15 protein-coding genes are annotated in these 22,287 nt (G+C 73.8%); 3 read left to right on the plus strand and 12 right to left on the minus strand.

Annotated features, from left to right (window positions below; translation table 11 throughout):
* Positions 1-31 precede the first annotated feature (31 nt).
* Positions 32-526, plus strand: coding sequence for an Lrp/AsnC family transcriptional regulator (locus tag ABD841_RS27900; RefSeq protein WP_344978030.1), 495 nt, complete (start codon positions 32-34; stop codon positions 524-526).
* A gap of 173 nt (positions 527-699) precedes the next feature.
* Here ABD841_RS27900 and ABD841_RS27905 read toward each other — a convergent pair whose 3' ends face one another.
* The 5 genes from ABD841_RS27905 to pgfA (ABD841_RS27925) all read right to left on the minus strand — a co-directional run bounded on the left by ABD841_RS27905 (position 700) and on the right by pgfA (ABD841_RS27925) (position 5,943).
* On the minus strand, positions 700-1,815 hold the full coding sequence (locus ABD841_RS27905; protein WP_344978031.1) for an NAD(P)H-dependent flavin oxidoreductase: 1,116 nt from the start codon (positions 1,813-1,815) through the stop codon (positions 700-702).
* Positions 1,816-1,910: 95 nt separating this feature from the next.
* Complete coding sequence (gene dprE2, locus ABD841_RS27910; protein WP_344978033.1) at positions 1,911-2,642, minus strand: decaprenylphospho-beta-D-erythro-pentofuranosid-2-ulose 2-reductase; 732 nt, start codon at positions 2,640-2,642, stop codon at positions 1,911-1,913.
* A 128-nt stretch (positions 2,643-2,770) separates the two neighbouring features.
* Entirely contained in the window at positions 2,771-4,096 is a 1,326-nt protein-coding gene (gene dprE1, locus ABD841_RS27915; protein WP_344978035.1) for an FAD-binding protein, read from the minus strand.
* A complete protein-coding gene (locus tag ABD841_RS27920; protein WP_344978037.1) occupies positions 4,093-5,022 on the minus strand; it encodes a decaprenyl-phosphate phosphoribosyltransferase in 930 nt (309 codons plus the stop codon). The genes dprE1 and ABD841_RS27920 overlap by 4 nt, the downstream gene beginning before the upstream one ends.
* Positions 5,023-5,943, minus strand: coding sequence for a cell envelope lipid trafficking protein PgfA (gene pgfA / locus ABD841_RS27925; RefSeq protein WP_344978039.1), 921 nt, complete (start codon positions 5,941-5,943; stop codon positions 5,023-5,025).
* 147 nt (positions 5,944-6,090) lie between these two features.
* On the opposite strand from pgfA (ABD841_RS27925), the gene ABD841_RS27930 reads away from it, so the two are divergent.
* Positions 6,091-7,299, plus strand: a complete 1,209-nt coding sequence (locus ABD841_RS27930; RefSeq protein WP_344978041.1) for an acyltransferase family protein — start codon at positions 6,091-6,093, stop codon at positions 7,297-7,299.
* A gap of 8 nt (positions 7,300-7,307) precedes the next feature.
* Here ABD841_RS27930 and ABD841_RS27935 read toward each other — a convergent pair whose 3' ends face one another.
* On the minus strand, positions 7,308-9,263 hold the full coding sequence (locus ABD841_RS27935; RefSeq protein ID WP_344978043.1) for a hypothetical protein: 1,956 nt from the start codon (positions 9,261-9,263) through the stop codon (positions 7,308-7,310).
* A 110-nt stretch (positions 9,264-9,373) separates the two neighbouring features.
* Between ABD841_RS27935 and ABD841_RS27940 the strand changes: the two genes are divergently transcribed.
* On the plus strand, positions 9,374-10,117 hold the full coding sequence (locus tag ABD841_RS27940) for a class I SAM-dependent methyltransferase (protein WP_344978045.1): 744 nt from the start codon (positions 9,374-9,376) through the stop codon (positions 10,115-10,117).
* A 27-nt stretch (positions 10,118-10,144) separates the two neighbouring features.
* On the opposite strand, the gene pgfA (ABD841_RS27945) is transcribed toward ABD841_RS27940, so the two are convergent.
* The 6 genes from pgfA (ABD841_RS27945) to ABD841_RS27970 all read right to left on the minus strand — a co-directional run.
* Positions 10,145-11,341 (minus strand): cell envelope lipid trafficking protein PgfA, encoded by a 1,197-nt coding sequence (gene pgfA / locus ABD841_RS27945; RefSeq protein ID WP_344978047.1) that lies wholly within the window; start codon positions 11,339-11,341, stop codon positions 10,145-10,147.
* On the minus strand, positions 11,338-15,492 hold the full coding sequence (locus ABD841_RS27950; protein ID WP_344978049.1) for an alpha-(1->3)-arabinofuranosyltransferase domain-containing protein: 4,155 nt from the start codon (positions 15,490-15,492) through the stop codon (positions 11,338-11,340). Before ABD841_RS27950 ends, pgfA (ABD841_RS27945) begins: the two co-directional genes overlap by 4 nt.
* Positions 15,489-16,781, minus strand: coding sequence for a glycosyltransferase family 4 protein (locus tag ABD841_RS27955; RefSeq protein WP_425582049.1), 1,293 nt, complete (start codon positions 16,779-16,781; stop codon positions 15,489-15,491). The genes ABD841_RS27950 and ABD841_RS27955 overlap by 4 nt, the downstream gene beginning before the upstream one ends.
* Positions 16,782-17,187: 406 nt before the next feature.
* The gene (locus ABD841_RS27960) at positions 17,188-18,858 is read right to left on the minus strand and encodes an MmpA family trehalose lipid delivery protein (RefSeq protein ID WP_344978051.1); all 1,671 of its coding nucleotides are present in this window, start codon (positions 18,856-18,858) and stop codon (positions 17,188-17,190) included.
* A 236-nt stretch (positions 18,859-19,094) separates the two neighbouring features.
* The gene (locus ABD841_RS27965) at positions 19,095-21,326 is read right to left on the minus strand and encodes an acyl-CoA dehydrogenase family protein (RefSeq protein ID WP_344978053.1); all 2,232 of its coding nucleotides are present in this window, start codon (positions 21,324-21,326) and stop codon (positions 19,095-19,097) included.
* Positions 21,327-21,467: 141 nt separating this feature from the next.
* On the minus strand, positions 21,468-22,287 hold an 820-nt coding region (locus ABD841_RS27970; protein WP_425582050.1), incomplete at its 5' end, for a hypothetical protein.

Raw genomic sequence — 22,287 nt, forward strand, 5'->3', positions numbered from 1 at the left:
TCCGCTTGGCCGATTGCAACGATCCCGAAGGATGACTATGCAAAATGCCCACACCTACCGTCTCGACCCGCTGGACGCGCGGATCCTCCTCGCACTCGACACCGACCCCGAGTTGAGCGTGCTCGGACTCTCCCGGAAGCTCGGCGTCTCGCGCAACACCATCGGTGCCCGGATGCAGAAGATGGCCGCCGGGCAGGCACTGGCGGCTCCGACCACCCGCGTCCTCCCGGACGCTCTCGGGCATCCACTGCTGGCGTTCGTGGCCATGGCGCTCCGGCAGCCGGCGCGTACGCGCGCATACGACGCGCTCAAGGCGATCCCGAACGTCTTGGAGATCCACGCCACCTCGGGCGACTTCGATCTGCTGCTCAGAGTCGTCGCACAGGACACCGACGACCTCTACCGGGTGACGAACCTCCTCCTCGACATAGAAGGCGTCGAGCGGACCAGCACGATGATCTCCATGCACTGTGAGGCGCCATACCGGATGCGCCCCCTCATCGAACAACTCCTGCGGGCCGGGTGACGGCCCCACGGCAGCGGCACCTCGGCCGCGTCGTGTTCGGGGAAGTGGCGAGGTCCGCGCCATGGCCCGCGGCCACCGCACGATCTCCGAGTGTCCACGCGACACTCGATGATCACGCGGTGGCCGTCCTCATGCGACCCCGACGAGCAAGATCGGAAAGCGGCACCGGAGTACTAGGCTTCCGTGATGCGGTTCAGGCGTTCCATGGCCGCGACGTACTGCTCGGCCATCTGGAAGACGACGTCCTTGGCCGGCCTGACCTGGTTCATGGCGCCGATGATCTGACCGGCCGGGAAGGTCGCCAGCTCCGTCGCGTCCGAGCGGCCGATCCGCCGGAGCGCCTCGGAGATCAGCATGAACTGCAGGGGCATCGGCAGCGTGCCCGGGGACTCCGGCGACTCCCAGGCGTCGGTCCACTCGTTCTTGAGCAGCCGCGCGGGTTTGCCGGTCCACGAGCGCGAGCGGACGGTGTCGCGCGAGGTGGCCTGGAGGATCCGCTCCTTGGCCGCGGCGGGCGTGTCGGCCTCCTCGACGGTGAGCCAGATCGAGCCGGTCCACACCCCCTCGGCGCCGAGCGCGAGGCCGGCCGCCATCTGGCGGCCGTCGCCGATGCCGCCCGCGGCGAGGACGGGCACGTCGACGGCGTCCACGACCTGCGGGATCAGCACCATCGTGGAGATCTCACCGGTGTGGCCGCCGGCCTCGGTGCCCTGGGCGACGACGATGTCCACGCCCACCTCGACCTGCTTGGTCGCGTGCCGGGGGGTGGAGGCGAGCGCGGCGACCTTCACACCCTTGGCGTGGGCCAGCTCGACGACGTCGGCGGGGGGCGGGCCGAGCGCGTTGGCGAGCAGCGCGATCGGGTGCTTCAGGGCGACCTCGACCTGGGGGCGGGCGGTGGCGTCGGTCCAGCCGAGGAGCACCTTCCCGGCGTCGGCGTCGCCGGAGAGCGGCGGCACACCGTGCTCGGCCAGCAGGCCGTCGACGAACGCGCGATGCCCTTCGGGGATCATCCCCTGGAGCCGCCGGACGAGGTCCTCCGGGGAGTCGACGCCCAGGTCGGCCCCGGCGTAGGAGGCGGGCATGACCACGTCGACGCCGTACGGCCGCCCGTCGACGTGGTCGTCGATCCATTTGAGCTCCGTCTCGAGCTCCTCGGGGCTGAAGTAGAGCGCGCCGAGCACGCCCATCCCGCCGGCGCGGCTGACCGCGGCGACGACGTCCCGGCAGTGGCTGAAGGCGAAGATCGGAAACTCGATACCGAGCATGTCGGTGACACGTGTCCGCATGCGCCCACGGTACGATCCCGAATCGGCGAACTGCAACACGTTCTAGTCTAGAATATTCGCTCTGTACCGGCCGGTAACAATAAGCAGAACGTGTTTCACCGCGGCATTCTGCGCCACACCGCGCGGGGCAGGACGCGCATCACCGCGAACAGGGCGCGGAGCCGCCCGGGAACCCACACGATCTCCGCTCCGGACCTGAGCCCGGCGGCCACCGCGGCGGCGACCTCACCCGGGGTGGTGGCCATCGGGGCGGGCGTCATGCCCCGCGTCATCCGCCCGATGACGAAGCCCGGCCGCACCACCATCACCCGGGCCCCGGTGCCGTGCAGCGCGTCGCCGAGGCCCTGCGCGAAGCCGTCCAGGCCCGCCTTGGCCGAGCCGTAGACGAAGTTGGCCCTGCGCACCCGCACGCCCGCCACCGAGGAGAGCACGACCAGCGTGCCGTGCCCCTGCTCGCGCAACCTGCGGGCGGCGGCCAGGCCCACGGAGACGTGCCCGCCGTAGTTGACGGCGACCGCCTCGGCGGCGGCCACCGGGTCGGCGTCGTAGACGGCCTGGCTGCCCAGCACGCCGAAGGCCGGGACGATCACGTCGAGATCGCCGACCAGTTCGGCCGCGGCCTCGATCACCCCGGCGTGCGTCTCGGGCCGGGCCGCGTCGAACTCCAGCACGTGCACCTCGGCCCCGCCCAGCGCGGGAGCCTCGCCCCCGCCGCGCATCGCGAGCACGACCCGGCGGGGTCGCAGGCGCTCCACGATCGCCAGGCCGATCTCGCTGCGCCCGCCGAGCAGCAGCACGGTGTCCACCTCGCCGAGCGCGTTCCTCACCGTACGGGCCTCCCTGCCGACGCGTCGCTCACCGTACGGGCCTCCCCGCCGGCGCGTTCCTCACCGTACGGGCCTCCCCGCCCTCTCGCATCCCGCGGCCCTCACAGCCCTCCGACGTCTCGCGGCCCTCACAGCCCGAGCCTCCTCGCCAGGTCCGAGCGGAACACCCCGTCCGGGTCCGCCTCGTCGCGGATCTTGCGCCACTCCGGGAGCCGGGGGTACATCGCGGCGGCCGAGGCGGCCGACATGCGCGAGTCCTTGGCGAGGTAGACCCGGCCGCCGGCGGCGGCGACCCAGTCGTCGAACGCGCTCAGCAGCCGGGCCAGGCCGGGCCGGCCCGCCGGGATGTCCAGGGCGAGGGTCCAGCCGGGGAGCGGGAACGAGAGCATCCCCGGCGTGCCCGGCCCGAAGCGCTTGAGGACCGTCAGGAAGGACACCACGCCCTCCGCCGAGAGCCGGGAGACGATCCGGCGGAGCGTCCCCTCCTCGCCGAACGGCACCGCGAACTGGTACTGCACCAGGCCACGCGAGCCGTACATCCGGTTCCAGCCGTCCACCCCGTCCAGCGGGTGGAAGAACGGCGCGATGTCCTGGATGAGACCGCTCCTGGTGCGCGCCCTGCGGTACCAGGCCTCGTTGAAGGCCCGGACGGTCAGCGGGTTGAGCAGGCCGTCCGGCGCCCAGGGCGGGGCCGCCAGGCGGGCCCGGGGCGCGTAGGCGAGCGGGTCGGCGCCGCGCAGCAGCTCGTCGGGGACGGCGTGGTCGCCGCGGGTGAGCACGCTGCGGCCCATCCGGCCGCCGCGGGCCAGCAGGTCGATCCACGCGACCGTGTAGCGGTACCGGTCGTCGGTGGCCGCCATCGTCTCCAGGGTGTGGTCCAGGTCGCGGGTGCGCTCGACGTCCACCCGCATCCGCGAGGTCGCGACCGGCACGCACCCGAACACCGCCCCGGTGATCACCCCGGTCAGCCCCATGCCGCCCACGGTCGCCCAGAACAGCGGGTCCCCGGGCCGGAGCGCGCGGCTCACCCCGTCCGCGGTCACCAGGGTCAGCGACCGCACGTGCGCGCCGAAGGACCCGTCCACGTGGTGGTTCTTGCCGTGCACGTCGGCGGCGATCGCCCCGCCCACGGTGACGTGCCGCGTGCCGGGCGAGACCGGGAGAAACCAGCCGCGCGGCACCAGGCCGGCCAGCAGCTCGTGCAGGCTGACCCCGGCCGCGGCGGTGACCGTCCCGGCCGCCTCGTCGAGGGTCCAGCCGGTCAGGCCGGTGCAGTCGAGGACGAGGCCGCCGGCGTTCTGCGCGGCGTCGCCGTACGCCCGGCCGAGGCCCCGGGCGGCGACCCCCCGGGCGCCGGCCCCGCGGACCAGCTCGGCCACCTGCCCGGCCGAGCGCGGGCGGGCCAGGCGTGCGGGTGTGGGCGCGGTGCGGCCCCAGCCGGTCAGGAAGGTCATGACAGGTAGATCCCGATGAGCACGAGGGTGAGGAGCAGGGCGACGGACAGCAGCATGGGCCGGTCGCGCAGGACGAGCTCCTCGGGCTCCTCCCCCACTCCCCGGTCCACCAGGAGATTGTGCCGCAGCACGATGAGCACGAACGGCACGATGCTGAGCCCGTAGAACAGCCCGGGATGCTCGTCCAGCGCCCACAGGCAGTACGTCACGATCATCGCACCGGACGACATCGCCCGCACGTTGGCCAGGTAGCCGGGCGTGTAGGCGGCCAGAATGGCCCGGGTGCCGTTGTCGCCCCCGCCCCGCGCCCGCAGCTCGGCCTCGCGCTTGCCTGCGACGAGCTGCAGCGAGCCCAGCGAGATGACGATCAGGAACCACGCGGTCACGGGCACCCCCACCGCGACCGCCCCGGCCAGGGCGCGGAGCACGTGGCAGCCCGCGACCGCCACCAGGTCCACCACCACCTGGTGCTTCAACCAGAACGTGTAGGCGAAGGTGAGCACGAGATATCCGGCCACGACGGCGGGCAGCCGCCAGTCCCCGGTCAGCCAGGCGACCGCCGGGGCGGCCGCCACCAGGACGACGCCGGCCGTCCGGGCGAGGGCGACGGAGACCAGCCCGGCCGCGACCGGGCGGTACCGCTTGCGCGGGTGCCGCCGGTCGGCCTCGACGTCGGCGACGTCGTTGAGCAGGTAGGCGCCGCCGGCTGCCAGGCAGAACGCGGCGAAGGCGATCAGCGCGCCGAGCAGGCCCGCGGCGGAGCCGAGCACGCCCGCGGCGGCGGGGGCGGCGAAGACCAGGGCGTTCTTCAGCCACTGGCGGGGACGGCAGGCCCGCAGCAGCCCGGCGGCCACCGTGCCCGCGCCCACGCGTACGGCCGCCGGCGGATCCGCCGGCGGCCGTACGGTCGCGGTCTCGTCCGCCATTCAGGCCCGGACGCGCCCGGCCGAGCGGGCCACGAGGAAGCCGGCGACCAGCAGCGCCACGCCCAGGACGAGCAGCACGAGCGGGATCGTGGACTTGATGAGCGTGATCTGGCTCTTGGCCTGGACGGCGTCCTCCACCAGGGCGTTGACGGTCTCGGGGGTCATCTTGGCGGTGGCCACGAACGCCTTGGAGCGCTCGACGCCGTCCTGGGTCTTGAGGACCTCGTTGCGCTGCTGCTCCTGCTTGACCGGGGAGCCGGAGACGGGCTCGATCCAGACGGTGTTGACGCCCTCGTAGACCCGGTCGACCTGGACGTCACCGGTCTCGTCCATGCCGAGCACCGAGGCGGGCGCGGCGACGGTCTCGGTCCTGGTCGGCGGCACGGTCTGCTCGAACTTGTAGACCGGCAGGCCGTTGACGACGTCCTCGCCGACGAACCTGGCGTCGTAGGCGGCCCCGGTGACGGAGTTGAACCACTTGTAGGTCTTCTTCTCCACGTCGAAGGGGAACTTGTAGATCTGCCCCTCCATCTTCACCGGCTTCTTGTCGATGTTCGCCGCGCAGCAGTCGACGCCGACGCCGGTGTACTTGTCGAAGGCGCTGCGGCGCTCGGTGAGGGAGACCAGCGGGCTCTCGTTGGTGACGTCGTTGACCGCGGTGACCTCGTCCCAGACGACCCGGTCGCCGGACGCCTGCGAGACGTCGCCGCGGGTGGTGACCGTGATGGCGAGGTCACCGGTCAGCACCTTCAGCTTCCCCCGGTTGAAGTACTGGGCGTCGTCCGCCTGGAGCTTGAGGATGTTGTACTGGTTGGCCGGCGCGGCGATCAGCTTGGGCGCCACCTGGAAGCGTACGAGCGGAGCGAGAACGACGAGGAAGGCTCCGACGGCTAAGAGAACGACTCCGACGACACGCCGCATTGATCCTCCTGGGGGAGCTCCCGCTGAAGGCAGGTTCTCATGGGGGGTGAAATGTACTTAAATCACGTTCTACTCGCCAGTATGTTAGTGAGGCCGATCACCCACGTCACCAGGGAATGCGGAAAAGTGACCGAAACAGGTTCTACCTTGGCCCCCCGCTCCGTTCCCGCCCCCGCGAGGGGTGAGGACGGGCCCGGCGGCCATCTGGACACCCTGGACGGCGTGCGCGCGATCGCCTCCTTCGCGGTCCTCGCCTTCCACGTGGCGACCGAGACCGCGGCCGCCCTCCGGGAGGGCTTCGCCGGCGCGCTGCTGGCCCGCGGTGACGTGGCCGTGCCGATCTTCTTCGCCCTGTCGGGCCTGCTGCTCTACCGCCCCTACGCGGTCGCCCTGCTGCGCGGCGACCCCCCGGTACGCGTCCGCGCCTACCTGTGGCGACGGGCGCTGCGCATCCTACCCGCGTACTGGCTGGTGGTGGTCACCGCCATGTTCCTGTGGTCGCGCGACCACGTGTCGGAGGCGTGGACCTGGATCGAGTTGCTGGCCCTCGGCCAGAACTACGACGTCACCCCCTGGTGGTTCGGCCTGGGGCCCAAGGGGTTGGCGCAGATGTGGAGCCTGTCGGTGGAGGCGGCCTTCTACGTGCTGCTGCCGCTGATCGCCGCCGCGCTGGCCGCCTTCGCCCGGCGCGGCGGGGACGACGTGCGCCGCCGCGCCCGCCGGCTGCTGATCGGCCTCGGCGCGCTGGGCGCGGTCTCACCGGCCTGGACGCTGCTGACCTACTACCCCGAGTACCGGCCCTACCTGAACACCTGGCCGCCCCGGTCGGCGATCTTCTTCGCCGCCGGGATGGCGATGGCCGTGGTGGTCGCCTGGATCCACGCCGACCCCGACGAGGACTCCCCGGCCCGCCGCTTCCGCCGCGCGGTCGAGGGCTCGCCGGGCTCCTGGCTGCTGGCCGGCGCGATGGCGTACGCGGTGGCCGCCTCCCCGGTCACCGGTACCCGCTTCCTCGGCATCGACGGCGTCTGGTCGGGCCTCTTCGAGATCGTCCTGTACACGGTCGTGGCGGTGTGCCTGCTGGTCCCGGCCACCCTGCCGCCTCCCGGCGACTCCCCCCTCAGGCGCGTGCTCGGCAACCGCGTCATGGGCTTTCTGGGCCGCGTCTCCTACGGGGTCTTCCTCTGGCAGTTCGTGGCGATCCACCTGTGGTACGAGTTCACCGAGCAGCAGCCCTTCACCGGCGGTTTCCTGCTCAACCTGGTCCCGATCACCGCGATCACCCTGGGCCTGGCCACCCTGACTTACCGGTACGTCGAGGTGCCCGCCGCCCGCCTGAACCGCCTGGTGCGCTGACCCGCGGGCTAGCCGGGCTGCTCGCCCTCGGCGACCGGGACGCCCAGCGCCACGCCGGTCACGCAGACCCCCGCCGCGGGGTCGTCCAGGGTGATCCGCATGCCCCTGCCGACGGCGTGCACCGGGAAGTGGATCAGCCCCCGGTCCGTCGCGCGCAGGGCGAGCACGATGCGCTCCCCGCCGACCTCGACGGTCACCGAGGCCGGCCGCTCCGCCGTGTAGGCGACCGCGCCCGCGGTGGCGGCCCCGCCGAACGAGACGGCGTCGGGGAAGTGCATCATGCCGTCGCGCGTGGGCATGCAGCGCTCACCCTCCCCTCGCGCGCCGAAGAAGCCGAAAACGCTCATCCGGGCCAGCCGGCCGTTCCGGTCGAAGACACGTGCGTCGTGGGAGGGCTCCGGGAAGGCCATCCGGATCCGTACGACGGGGCGGGCGAGCGGGGCGAGCAACCGGTGGCTGAGACGCCGGTTCCCGTTCAGCGGCAGCACGATGTCGTCCGGCAGCGGGGTCGGGTAGATGACGACGTCGTCGGGGGCGGCGGCGAGCTGCCGCGCGACCGTGCCGAGGTAGGCCCGGACCCGGTCGCCGCTGAGGGTACGCCGGTAGGCGTCGACGGAGACCACCGAGACCGCCAGATAGGCCCCGACGACGATCACGGCGATCACGGCGATCACGGGCGCCGGGACGCGCCACCCGGCGGAGAACGGCGGCCTGCGGTAGGCGCCCTCCTCCCCGAGAACCGGTAGCAGCGCCAGGCCCAGCCCGACCGCCAGCACCACCACGGCGTCGGCGACGTACCGGGTCTCCGCGCCCACCAGCGACGTGTAGTCGCCCCGGGCGATCACCGTCGGGACGGCGTCGGCGAACAGCAGGTAGCCGGCCAGCGTGATCCACGCCCGCGGCGCCCGGCGCCGGCGGACAACGGTGATCACCACAACGGCCGCCAGCACCGCCCAGGCGACGGCGACGAAGGAGCCGGACGGCCCCGCCAGGCCCCCGGTCGGGGTGACGGGCGACCACGTGACCGGGCCGCCGACCGCCCCGCTCGGGAACGTGTGGCCCAGCATGAGCTCCACCAGATCCGCGGCCACGTCCGGTCTGGGCACCGACGCGCCCTCGCCGGGGGCGGTGTCCGCGCGCAGGAGGTAGACGATCGTGTAGGCGGCGACCACCATCACGTGCACCGACCACAGCCGCCAGTTCCGCCGCACCTCGCGCAGCATGGCGCGGACCCAGCCGACCTCCCGGTCGCCGAGGAAGGCCGTGGTCAGCGCGAAGAGCAGGAAGACCGCGAAGACGCCCTTGGTGCTGAAGGCCATGCCGAACACGGTCCAGCCCAGCGCGCGCCGGGCGTACCGGACGCCCTCTCCCCGGGCGAAGCGGACCTGGCAGGTCAGCGCGAGCACCAGGGCGAGCTGGAGCGGGACGGCGTTGATCGCCGCCGCCCACCAGCCGAACGCCGGGACGGTCAGCGGCGAGAACAGGAACACCGCCAGCGGCGCCAGGATCGCCGGACGGGTGCCGAACAGCAGCCGCAGCAGCCGGAACATCAGCACCGAGAGCAGCGCCTGGGCGGCGAAGGTGACACTCGCCACCAGCAGCCAGTCGTAGGGCGCGATGCGCGAGAGCACCCAGGTCAGTGCGATCGCGCCGGGCATGAAGTGACCCTTGTGCACCCGCGTCACGAAGTCGAGCGTGAGCCCGTTCTCATAGGCGTTGCCGACGAACAGCAGGTCGTCCTCGACGAAGTAGGCGTCACGCAGGATCAGCACCCGCAGCCCGAGCGACGCCACGATGAGCAGGGCCGCCCCGAGGGTCACCGGGGCGCGCGGGACCGCCCCGAGCCTCACCGCCCCGAGCCTCACCGTGGCACGCAGGGCCGCGAACCGGTCGGATGGCCCGATCCGCGCCGCCCGTCCCGGCGACTCCCGCCGCTCCGGCGCCCCCGCCTCCGTCTCCCTCACCGGCACCCCCTCCCCTGACGACCACCCACCGTACGGATCCCGGAAGAAAGCGAGCAATGCGGTGTTATGCTCCGGCGCACCCGTCGTGTCCCCTCCGGTGAGGAGCAGCGTTGGAGACCCCGCAGGCACCGTTCCGGGCGACCCTGGGCAGGTCGGTACGACTGCTCGGCGCCTTCCGCAAGGAGCAGACCGACCCCGACTTCTTCTACGGCCTGCTGGCCCGCGACACCGTCGCCCAGCTCGCCTCCTACACGGAACTGGACGGCGCGCTGGTCGCCGACGTGGGCGGCGGCCCCGGCTACTTCACCGACGTGCTGCGCGCGGTCGGCGCCCGGCCGGTGTGCGTGGACTGCGACGCCGGGGAGATGATGGCCCGCCGGGGCGCGGCCCCGGACGGCGCGGTGCTGGGCAGCGCGCTGGACCTGCCGCTGGCGACCGGCTCGGTCGACGTCTGCTTCTCCTCCAACGTGCTGGAGCACGTACCCGACCCGTGGCGGATGGGCGAGGAGATGGTCCGGGTGACCCGGCCCGGTGGTGTGATCTACCTGTCGTTCACGAACTGGCTCTCGCCGTGGGGCGGCCACGAGACCTCCCCCTGGCACTACCTCGGCGGCCACCGGGCCGCGGCCCGGTACGCCCGGGTGCACGGCAAGCCGCCGAAGAACGTCTACGGCAGAAGCCTGTACCCGGTCTCGATCGGCGCGGCGCTGCGCTGGGCGCGACGGCGGAACGACACCACGGTGCTGGACGCCCTGCCCCGCTACCACCCGCGCTGGGCCACGCCGGTGATCCACGTCCCGGGCCTGCGCGAGATCGTGAGCTGGAACCTGCTGCTCGTCCTGCGCAAGCGCTGATCCTCCCCGCCCGGTGCGCTCCACCGTTCAGGTCCCCTCCCGCGCCACCCGCTCCGGGAGGGTCCCGGAGCCGGGATCGGGGCCGAGGTCGGGACCGGGGCCACGATCGGGATCGGGATCGGGATCGGGGTCACGGTCGGGATCGCGGTCGCGGTCGGAGTCGGAATCGCGGTCGCGGTCGCGGTCGCGGTCGGGGTCGGGGTCGGGGTCAGGACCAGAACCAGTACCGGAACCGGGACCGGTCCGATCGGCACCGGCGCCGGGCTCGGCGGCGGGCCGGTCCCCGGAGGCGGAGCCGGCTCGGCGCAGGCGCCCGAGTGGGCTCGCGGCCGCGACCAGGAGCAGCAGCCCGGCCGCCAGGAAGAGACCGGGCAGCACGTCGCGGACGACGAGGACCCACCGGGTGAACGCCCGGGCGTCGGCGACCTTCCCGGCCACCTCCCGGAGCGGCGTCACCAGGTCGGCCCGGAGGCTCACCAGGCGTCCCCGGCCGTCGAGGGTGCGCAGCTCCTGGCTGTGGCGCTCCTCGGCGCGCACCGTCAGGCCGCTCTCCGGCTCCACCCAGAGGGTCCGGCTCACTTGGGCGTATCGGGAGACGGGGACGGCGCGCGCCCCGGGCAGACCCAGGAGCGTGCCCGGGATCGTCACGGGCGTGTCCTCGATCTTGACGGGACCGGCCCGGTAGGCGTAGCGGTAGGTCCGCAGGCCCTGGACCTCGTCCTCCCGCTCGAACAGCAGGGGAACCGGCCGCCGCAGCACCGTGTCGTACATCGGGTAGGCCCGCGGCTGGGCGCGGGGCGGCAGGCGGAAGGCCAGGCCGGTCTGCGGGGCGCCGGAGTCGTCGTCGACGTACCCCGCGCAGCAGTCGACCGCCATGGCGGTGCGGCGGTCGAAGGCCGTGCGGCGCTCGTGGTAGTCGACGCGTTCGCCGGAGGCGGTGGTGAGCGAGGTGAACTCCGTCCACACCGCGACGTTCCCGTTCCCGGCGGCGACGTCGCCGCTCAGCGTCGTGGTCGACACCAGCCGGACCTGGTCGCGGGAGACGAGGGTGCCGGTGTCGAAGAAGGTCGCCGCCGGGGATTCCAGCCGGTACGTCCTGTCCTGCTCCAGGGGCAGCGTCAGAACGCCCTCGTAGACGAAGAAACGCAGCAGGGCGGCGAAGGTGAGCAGGAACGCGCCGGTGCCGGCGAGCACGGCGACCCGGGAGATCCGCGGCCGGCTCACCGCCCCACCGCCAGCGGCTCCGCGGCCCGCAGGGCGCGGAGCGGGGGCGGCGGCGGGGCCGGGGAACGCTCCGGGACGGTGGCGAGCAGCCAGGCGAGGGCGAGCAGGCACAGCACCTGGGGCACGATTCCGGACAGCGCCCCGGCGAGGTACCCGGTCGCGTCGGCCCCTCCGTACAGGGTTCCGGCGGCCTGCGCCAGGCCGGCCAGGGCGAGGGGCACGGCGGGGGCCCACGGCACGGCGAGCACTCCGGCCACCGCGGGGAGCAGGCCGGAACGGGCGTGCCGGGCCTCGGCGACGCCGGCCAGCCGGCCGAGCAGCAGCACCGCCCCGGCGAGGATCGCGGCACCGGCGAACCCGCCGGCCCACACCCCGAGCAGCGGGACGAGCGGCCAGATCCAGGACCTGCGGAGCCGGGCGGGACCGGTCCCGGGCACCGGGACCGGCCGGACGCGGACGAACGCCAGCGCGATCACCAGCAGTACCAGCACCCCGCCGCCGGCCAGGGCCGCGCGGTAAAGGGTGTCGGGCTCGTAGCGCAGGGTCACCACGCCCTGCCCCGGGGGCAGTTCCCACGCCTGCCGCCAGCCGTCCAGCCGGACCGGGGTCAGCCGGGTGCCGCCGAGATAGGCCTGCCAGCCGGTGTTGTGGTTCTCGTTGACGACGAGGTACGACGGCCCGGAGGCGGACACGCGCACCCGGCGCTCCTCGGGGCCCCACGTCTCGGCGGTGACGGGCGCGGCGGTGACCGCGGCGCCGGACGCGCGGGCGGCGGTCCGCACGACGACCGACTCGACGCGGAAGGCGTCACTCGGCGCGACGGTGAAACGCGCCCGGCCGATGCTCAGCTCGACCGGGTCGCAGGCGCGGTAGCCGACGGGGCGGCCGTTGACCACGTCGTCCAGCGTGCCCGAGACGATCTCGGTGCGCACCCTGTTGCCGTCCACGGTGAACGTGGGGCCGTACCCGCAGGGCAGCCGGAGCGGGGACGACGCGAGCGAGCCGAGCGGCTCGACCCCCGGGATGGTGATCTCCGAGACCTCGATCGCGCGGGATGTGGGGGCGGTGAACGTGAGCTCCAGCCGGTCGGTGCGGATCGGGGCGAAGTCGACCTGCCCGCCGGCCCCGACCCAGCTCCGCACCGTTCTGCCGCCACCGGTCACGCTCACCTGGACCGGCGGCTCGCCCAGGAACGTGTCGGGGAACAGCACCATGATCCGGGAGATCTTGATCTTCTTGCCGAGCCGGACGGTGAGGGTGGGCCTGCGGTCGAACGGCCCGGCGTACCACACGGTTCCCAGATCGCCGTCCATGGCGGCCCGGCCGAGCACGGCCGGGTGGTCGGTCACCGTGGAGGAGGCGGTGACCTGGGGGAAGACTCCGGGAACGGTGGTGAGCAGCCGCGCCGAGACGGGGTCGGTGAGTACGGCGCGGCCGGTGACGACGCGCTCGCCGTCCTCACGCACCACGAAGGTCCGGTCGAAGCCGGAGCCGTCCTCGCCGACGATCTCCAGGGAGGGCCTGCAGGTCCACGTGAAGGACCCGCGCATGCAGGCGGGCGCGGAGCCCTGCCGGGTGAGCAGCACCGTGCCGGGGTCGCGCTCGCCGGCGGCGGGCACGTCGAGGGTCCGCATCGCCCGCACGCCGGGCACGGCGATCTCGCTGATCCCCACGCGGCTGCCGACCCGTGACCTGGGCTCGGTGGCGAGCTTGGTGACCCGGACACGCAGCCAGGTCGTCCTGCCCTCGGGCGGGCGCAGGTACTGCGGGTCGGCGGTGTCGGCGACCGGGACCCGGCGGGTGCCGGCCTCGGTCTCCAGGGCGACCTCCGCCACCGGCGGCCCGAGCGCGGTCCGCTCGAACGCCACGGTGACGGCGGGCATGTCGAGGGCCGCGACGAAGCGGATCTCCAGCCATTCCCCGACCGCGCCCCGCCACCCGTCCGAGCGCCAGGCGGTGCGCGGGTCGCCGTCCAGCGCCGCGTACGGCTGCCGGCCCGGGTCGCGCTCGCCGACGGCCGCCCCGGCGCCGGCCTCGGAGGAGGAGGCGCGCACGTCGTTGATCCCGGTGTAGCGGGCCGTGACGGTGGCGGCGTTCCAGGCCGGGTCGGTGAGGTCGGAGGGTCTGCCGCGTTCCAGCGGCTGGTCCTCGGTGAGCGTGGCGGTCGCGATGCGCCGCAGGTCGCCGAAGACGATCTCACGGCGGCGCAGCGTGTCGGTGGCCACCGTGGCGGAGGGCGGCGCCGTGCCCGCGCCGGGCTCGTCGCCCACCACGGTGGGCCGGTCGTCCGTCAGCAGCCCCTCCTCGGCCAGGGCGAGCGTGGCCTCGGGCGCACCGGTGACGCGCAGCGTGCCCTCGCGTGGCACGGTCGCGACCAGCGGGGCGGGGTCGGGCACGGCGTAGACCTCCAGCGCGGGATAGGGCTGGTCGAGCCAGCCCGCGGCCGTGGCGGCGGGGCCGGCGCCGACCCCCGGCCCGAAGGCGGCGACCCGCCGCAGCCCGGTGGACTCGGAGAGGGTCTCGTGGACCCGGGCGGGCCAGGCCGTGCCGTAACTCTCACGGGTGAGATCGTTGCGGACGAGCACGTGGCTGACGCCCATCCGGCGCAGCGTGGCGGTCAGACCGGGCGAGCCGCGGCCGGTGGCGAAGCGCTCGTCCACCGCCTGGACCAGGCGGGCCAGCCCCGGCGAGCCCCAGGGCACGTTGGTGTGGGTGGCCCAGCGCACGGTGAGCAGCGACTGCATGGGCTCGTCCATCGGCCGGCCCCACAGGTACTCGCCCCGGCGCGATCCGGGTGCGGCCAGCACCATGCCGTCGCCGGCGTTGCGGTTGAGCCAGGCCGCGGCCTCTCGCCAGTAGGCGGGCACCTCGGCGAACGCGCCCGTGGGAGTGACCCCGGCGGTGGCGACGGGCAGCGCGGTGAGCGCGACCAGGCCGGCGCAGGCGGCCTGGGCCGGACGCCGCAGCCGGGCGGGCCAGGCGAGCGGCAGGGCCGCCAGGCCGAGCGCGACCGGGAGCCGGATGAGCGCGTCGAACTTGTGCAGGTTGCGGAAGGCGGCGAGCGGTCCGTCGAACAGCCCCTTGACCTGCTCGGTCCACGGGTGGGCGAGCGCGTCGGCGTGCCCGGCCGAGACGATCACCACCCCGGCGAGCAGGGAGAGCGTCAGAAAGCCGCGCTCCGGGGTGGCCCGGTGCGCGATGCCGGCCATGCCGAGCCCGGCGACCAGCGCGGTCAGCGCGACCAGCGCCGGGGCGGTCGCCTGTTCGAAGGCCGCGGGCAGCCAGGGCCGCCCGTCCACCGGCAGGAAGGAGATCCAACTGGAGGTGCCGCGCAGGGTGTTCAGCAGCGAGGTGACCCCGGTGGTGGCCTCGGCGGTCTCGATGAACGGCAGGAAGGAGAAGATGTAGCGGCCCATCACCAGCAGCGGCAGCAGCCACCACATCGACACCGCGCCGACACAGCCCAGCCACCAGGCGATCAGCCGTCGCCCGCGCCGGCCGCTCCGCCGGGTCAGCAGGTAGAGCAGGGGAACGACCAGGACGGCGAGTTCGGCCACCGCGTTGACGCCCCCGGCGAACAGGAACGCCAGCGCCGACAGGGCCGCCGCCCGGCGGGGGCTCGCGCCGGGCCGGGTCCCGTACACCAGGGGCAGCAGGATCCACGGCAGCACCGCGCTGGGCTGGAACTCCGAGGAGTTGACGCCGATCAGCGCCAGCGCGTGCGGGGCGAGCGCGTAGGCCAGCCCGCCCACGATCCGCATGGCGGGGGTGCCGATCCCCATGGCCCGCGACAACCGCTCGGCGCCGAGGAACGCCGCGCACAGCACGGCGGTCATCCACAGCCGCTGGATGTTCCACGCGGGCATGTCCAGCGCGCGGAAGAACACGTAGAAGGGGCCCATCGGGAACAGGTAGCCGTGGGCTTGGTTCTGCAGGTGACCGAAGAACGCCCCGTCCCACAGGTGCACCGCCCGGGACAGGAATCCCAGGGGGTTCAGCGCCATGTCGAGCTTGGTCTCGGCGATCACCTGGCCGGGTGAGGTGTTGAACGCCACGGCTCCGAGCAGGAGGCATCCCGCGAGGAGACGCAGCCGGTGCCGTAGCCGCGCGGGCCCGGCGTCGGTGCGGTCAGGGGTCAATGCGACGCTCAAGTGGGGTCGGTCTCACCCACGGCGAGACGGAGGTCAGGGGTCCTGGCCGGTGCGGCCGCGGCACCCGAAGGGAGTTCGGTGGCGATGAGCCTGGTTATCGTAGCGCCGGTTCTCCCCCACGTGAACTCGCTCGCCCAGGCGCGGCAGGCTCGCTGGATCTCGGCCCGCCGCACCGGGTCGGACAGCTCGCCGATCGCCCGGTCGACCACGTCGGCCAGCTCCTCGCCCTCGCGCACCAGCCAGCCGGTCACCCCGTCCCTGACCGAGTCCCGCAGCCCCGCGACGTCGTAGGCGACGGTGGGCACGCCGAACGCGGCGGCCTCGATCACGGTCAGCCCCCAGCCCTCGAACTCCGAGGCCGTCACGTTGAGCAGCGCCCGGGCGAGCACCGCGTTCTTGTCCGGCTCGGTGAGGAAACCGTGCAGGTGCACCCGGTCGGCGACGCCCAGCTCGGTGGCGCGGGCGGCGAGCGCCCCGGCCTCCGGGCCGCGTCCGACGACGTGCACGTGCAGGCCGGGACGGCCGTCGCCCAGCTCGGCGGCGAGAGCGACCACCCGCTCGACCCGCTTGTGCCCCACCAGCCTGCCCAGATAGACCACGGCCGGATCGCCGGGCACGGAACGCCGGGCGATCGGGCGGGCGGCGGGACTGCCGTTGGGCACCACCTGGATCGGGGCGAGCCAGCGCAGCCGGGTGCGCAGGTCCTCACGGGAGGACTCCGAGACCGTGACGGTCGTGCGGCCCCGGTAGAGCAGCCGCGCCACCTTGCCCTCCACGAAGCAGCCGGTCCTGGCCAGCCAGGTGGGGAAGAACGCGTGGAACTGCCGGTCGTGCACATGGTGGACCAGGCAGATCACCGCCGTGCGCCGGCGCACCACGAGCGGGGAGAAGAAGGGGATGCCGTTCATGGAGTCGATGACGACGTCGAAGCGGCGGCGGTGGAACAGCAGCCAGAGCGGGACCAGCAGGTATACGAGGTAGCGGTTGCCCATCCGGCGCAGTTCGATGCCGTCGCGCCGCTCGGCCGCCGCCTGGCCGGGCTCACGCGCGGTGAGGAAGTGCACCGAGGCGCCCTGGGCGACCAGGTGGCGGCTGACCTGCCAGGCGTACTCCTCCGCGCCACCGGCGGCGAACTGCTGGGGCTCACGGAAGTTCAGCACCGCCACCCGCACCCCGGCCAGGGCCGTCTCGGGTTCTCCCCGCGCCTCCACGCTGAGGTGCGGCGACGGCGGGATCGGCGGGGCCGTCGGACGGGACCCGGCGCTCGCGCCGCCACCGGACAGGGCCACGGTCTCTCCTCGGTCTGCTACGGCGACGCACGCCCGGATCAGGGCATGGCGGAGCCGCGCCCTGTTCTGATGAGTGGTGGTCAGCCCGTCGGGGCTGGGCGGAAAAGGGGTCCGGCGGGTCCTGTCAGCGGGCCCCGGGGATCACCTGTCGCCGTAGTTGTACAGCGGCCGGTTCGGCGGTTCCGGCGAGGGCGAGGCGACGTTCACCACTGCCACGGAGGCACCTACCGCCAGGATGGCACCCACGGCCAAGGCAGCGATAACTCGTATCACTGAGCTCTCCCTCCTGCTATTGGACAGTGTGCCGAGAGTAGAACGCGATACACCCCATAAGCCATAGGTTTAGTAAAACCGTGACAAAAGAAGTTACCACCGGGTACCGCCAGGAGCTGCGATTATGTGTGACTCATGCCACGCCACTGAGGCGTAAGAGACGCAGCTCAGACCCCTGAAAAACGACCAAGGAGCCATAGAACTTGTTATCGTTGGCCCGTTCCAGTACATAGCGGATCCCCAGCTTCGCCAGCGCACGCGCCCGCCCGTCCGGGGCGGCCCGCAGCGCCGCCTCCACCGCCGCGGCCTGCGGGCTCTCCGCGGCCAGCCGCAGCCGCCCGCCGCCGGGCAGCCCCACCAGCAGCGCGTCGTTCCAGATGACCGGGCGGGCGAACATCTTGGTCGCCGGGTCGAGCACCACCCGCCCGCCGTTCCAGGCGAAGGCCCGGTGCGCGCCCCAGGGCAGCGAGAGCAGCGCCCCCGGGGCCGGGTCGGCGTTCACGATCGCCTGCACCCGCCGCCACTCGCCGGGGTAGTCCACCGCCGCCAGCCGGCCGAACGCCCCCAGCGCGAAGGTCGGCAACACCAGCACCGGCACGGCGGCCGCCACCGCCGCCACCGCCCGCGAGTCCCATCGGGCGACCGCCCCGGCCAGGCCCACGGCCTGGAGCAGCACGAGGGGCGCCACGTAGAGCTGCCCGTCACGGAGCGGCCCGAACCCCGGCCACCAGGCGATCAGCCCGCCCAGCAGGCCGGGCGCGAAGGCCCCGAGCAGCGCCACCCCCAGCCCCGCCCCCGCCGCCGTCGCCAGCCCCGTCCAGTAGGGCACACCCACCCGGCACGGCCCGTCGGCGCGGCCCGTCCCGGTGGTACGACGCGGTCCGGTGCCGCCCGGCCGGGTGAAGCCGCCGCGGAGCCGGGTGAACCCCCAGACCGCGACCGCCGCGAGGACCAGCCGGACGCTCGCGGACCACCACGCCTGCTGGCCCGGGACGACCGCGTTGACGTTCCAGATGCCGCCGAGCGAGAGCAGGCTGCCGACCGTGCCGAACGGCCCGTCGGCCCTGGCCGCGAACGCCACCGCCCCCGCCGGGTCGGTCGAGGCTCCGCTGAGAAGGGCGGGGACCAGCCACGGCAGGCTCAGCGCGGCGAGCACCGCCCCGGCCTCCGCCGTACGGCGCGCGCGGACCACCGGCCCGGCCGGGACGGCAGCGGTCGCGGCGACGGCCGCGGCCTTCCCACCGGTGGCGGCCGAGGTGGTCGCGGCGGTCGCGGCGGTCGCGAGCACGGTCAGGGCGGAGACGAGCATCGCCTGGAACCCGCCGACCGCCGCCGGAAGGAGCGCCGCGACCAACCTGAGCCGCCCACCGAGCACCACCGCCCGCACCGCCCAGGGCAACCCGGCGACGCCGAGCAGCAGAGCCCACTGACCGAGCAGGAGCCGCTGGGCGAGGTAGGTGTTCCAGGCGTAGAAGGCCGCCGCCGCCAGGCGCGGCCCGAGCCGATCCGAGGGGACCAGCGCGGCGGCCCCCGAGGCGGCCAGCACGAAGATGCCGAGCAGGACCGCCTTCTGCACCACCTGCGCCGGGGCCACCTGCGCGAGCAGCGCCACCACCAGGTCACTGGGCACCGCCCGGGGGAAACCCGCCCCCGGCGGCGCCAGCGGCGGGTCGGGCACGAAGACCATGTCGTAGCGGAGCACGAAGCCCGGCCCCAGCGCGGGACCGAGCGCGAGCAGCCCGAGCAGCAGGCCGAGCGCGGCGGGCGCGAACCGCACCGCCGCCTCGCCCCACTTCGTCCGCATATCGCCAGACCTTACGGGGAGCGCGCCACGGACCGCGACGGCCCGGGGCACGCCCCGGGCCGTCGCGCCGGGGATCGGCCGGGGTTCCCGGACTCCCGGGCCTGCGGACCCGTGCCCCGGCCCCTGACCCGTAACCGGCAGACCCGCAGACCCACACCCCGTGACCCGCAGGCCCGCAGACCCGGACCCGCAAACCCGCGCCCCGTGACCCGCAGGCCCGTGACCGGCGGGTCGCCCTACTTGCCCGGCTCGGGGTCGCGGGGCAGACCGAGCATGCGCTCGCCGATGATGTTGAGCTGGACCTCCGTGGTGCCGCCGTAGATCGTCATGGCGCGGGTGGCGAGCACGGCCCGGTTCCAGTAGCCGGCGTCCCCGAGCCGCATGTCCGCGGCGACGACGGCAGCGGACCCAAGCAGCGATACCGCGCACTCGGAGACGTGCTGGGCGTGCGAGGTGGACAGGAGCTTGCGGACCGAGGCGTCGGCGCCGGGCTCGGCCCCGGTCAGCTGCTTCAACGTCACCCGCAGGCCGAGGGCGCTGATCGAGTGCCCCTCGCAGACCACGCGCGCCAGCTCCTGGCGCTCGGCCGGGGTCAGCTCGCGACCGAGGCGCCCGGCCAGGCCGAGCAGGTCGGGAACCGACGCGCCGGTGCCGCCCGAGCCGGAGGAGAGCGAGACCCGCTCGTTGGACAGGGTGTTCCGGGCGACCTTCCAGCCCTGGCCCACCTCGCCGACGACCAGCTCGTCCGGGACGAACACGTCGTCCAGGAAGACCTCGTTGAACAGGTTCTCACCGGTCATCTCGGTGAGCGGCCTGACGGTGACACCGGGGCCCTTCATGTCGACGAGGAAGTACGTGATGCCGTCGTGCTTGGACCCCTCGGAGGAGTTGCGGGCGATGCAGATGCCCCACTCGGCGACGTGCGCGACCGAGGTCCAGATCTTCTGGCCGTTGAGCCGCCAGCCGCCCTCGACCTTCTCCGCCCTCATCTGCAGGGAGGCGAGGTCGGAGCCGGCCCCGGGCTCGGAGAAGAGCTGGCACCAGATCATCTCGCCGCTCAGCGTGGGCGGCAGGAAGCGCTCCTGCTGCTCGGGGGTGCCGTACGTGGCGATGGACGGCACCACCCAGGCACCGATGATCATCTGGGGCAGCTTGACGCGGGCGGCCTTGAGCTCCTGGAAGATGAGAACCTGCTCCAGCGGCTTGGCGTCGCGGCCCCACGGCCTCGGCAGGTGCGGCATGACGTACCCGGCCCCGGCCAGGGCGCGCTTCTGCTCCTTGCCCTCAAGCTTGGCGATCTCCGCGAGCTCCGCCCGGATCGCCTCGCGCAGCCCGGCGGACTCCTCGGGAAGCTCGATCTCCAGCTCCCGCGTCACGCCGTTCAGCGCCAGCTCGGCGACGGTCTCGGCCCACTCGCCGGAGGTGCCGAGCAGCGCGCGCAGGGTCAGCGCGCGGCGGTAGTAGAGGTGGGCGTCGTGCTCGTAGGTGTAGCCGATGCCGCCGAAGATCTGGATGGCGTCCTTGGCGCATAGCACGGCGGCGTCGGGCGCGGTCACGCCCGCGATCGCGGCGGCGTAGGAGAACTCGTCGGCGCCGACCTCGTCGGTGGCGGCGGTGCGCCCCTCGGCGGCGCGGGTCGCGTCCCACACGGTCGCGCGGGCCTGCTCCAGGGCGACGAGCATCCGGGCGGCCTTGTGCTTGACGCCCTGGAACTGCCCGATCGGGCGGCCGAACTGCACACGCACCTTCGCGTACTCGGCCGCGGCGGTCACGCACCACGACGCGACGCCGGCGGCCTCGGCGCCGAGCAGGATGGCGGCCAGGTTGAGGACGTCGGTGCGCTGGAGCCCGTCGAGAACCCGCCCGGCGGGCACGGCCACCGCGTCCAGCTCGACCCTGGCCACGCCACGGGTGAGGTCCAGCGCCCTGACCGGGGTCACGGCGGCCGCGGCGGCGTCGACCGCGACCCACTCCTCGCCCCGGTCGGTGCTCACGGGGAGCACCAGGACGTCGGCGAGGGCACCGCCCAGGACGGGCTCGGCGGTGCCGGTGACCGTCAGGACGCCGTCCTCGCCGCGGGTAGCGGTGATCGCCCCGGCCAGCGCGACCGCGCCGGTCAGGGTGCCGTCGGCGAGGCCGGGCAGGAGCTCGGCGTGGGCCTTGCCGTCGGAGGCGAGGATCACGGCGCTGGCGAGCACGGTGGGGACGTACGGACCGGGTGCCACGTGCTCGCCCAGGGCTTCGACGGCGACGGCGGTCTCCAGCAGGCCGTACCCGCTGCCGCCGTGCTCCTCGGGGATGTGCAGGCCGAGCAGGCCCTGGTCGGCCAGCCCGGACCAGAAGCCGGGGCGCTCCTCGCTCTCGGCCGTGACGGCGGCGCGCACGACCTCGGCCGGAATGTTCCGCTCCGCCCAGCCGGTCACCGACTCCCGGAGCGCCTCGTGCTCCTCGCTCAATCCGATCGCCATGACACCCTCCAGACACGATTCAGTGGCAGAACCATATTCTAGAAGGTACTTCCATCACAACGCATGGCCTTCGCCGTGGGGGTACACGAACCTTCCCCCACGGGACGACGGCCGCCGGAGAACACCCGGAGAACGCCCCGCTCAGAGGGCCCGGACGCTCGCCATCAGCGGGGCGATGTCGGCCCAGAGCCGCTTGCGCGAGTCGGGCACGGTCACGAAGAGCATGGCCGGCTTGCGGCGGCCGACGTCGACGAGGGCGAGCGCCGCCTGGGAGGTGTGCTTCTTGCCGTTGATCTCGTACGTCACCCGGTAGCCGAGGATCCAGCCCTTGGCGCCGTTGGCCGGCCGCTGCGAGGCGGTCCAGGTGACGTCGCTGCCCGCCGGGTGGTGGTTGCGGATCGTCCACCTGACCGCGCTCAACGCGGCCTTGCGGTAGTCGGCGTCGGTCTTCGGGGCCTTGGCCGGCGTGGCGCCCGGGAGCGGGCCGGAGCCGATCACCGTACGCGGCAGCCCCTCCGAGCCCGCCTGCTGGCCGGCCGAGAAGGACGACACCTTCTTGACCGCCCACGGCTTGCCCAGCCTGGAGTAGGTGATCGCGGACTTCGCGTCGGTCACCGCGCCGATCACCACACTGGGCGTGCCGGGCAGCGCCTTCAGCGGCGTCGAGGCGGGCAGGTCGGGCAGCGTGATCGGCGGCACGGTCGGCGAGGACGCGGCGGCGGGCGCGTCGGCCCGCGGGCTCCCCACCGGATCGGCGGGTTCGTCACCGGAGAACAGTATGAAGATCAGGACCACGATGGCGGCCGTGACCGCGGCGGCCCCGAGACTGTAGGCCACCCGGATCGGGATGTCGCCGATCCGCGCCAGCACGCCGCCGGACGGCGCCGGCATCCCGGCCGCGCCTCCCGGCCGCGCCGCGCCCGCCGGACCCGCCGCGCCGGCCGGACCGTTCGCCCCGGCC

The sequence above is a fragment of the Streptosporangium fragile genome (assembly GCF_039534445.1).
In the GTDB taxonomy this organism is placed as follows: Bacteria; Actinomycetota; Actinomycetes; order Streptosporangiales; family Streptosporangiaceae; genus Streptosporangium; species Streptosporangium fragile.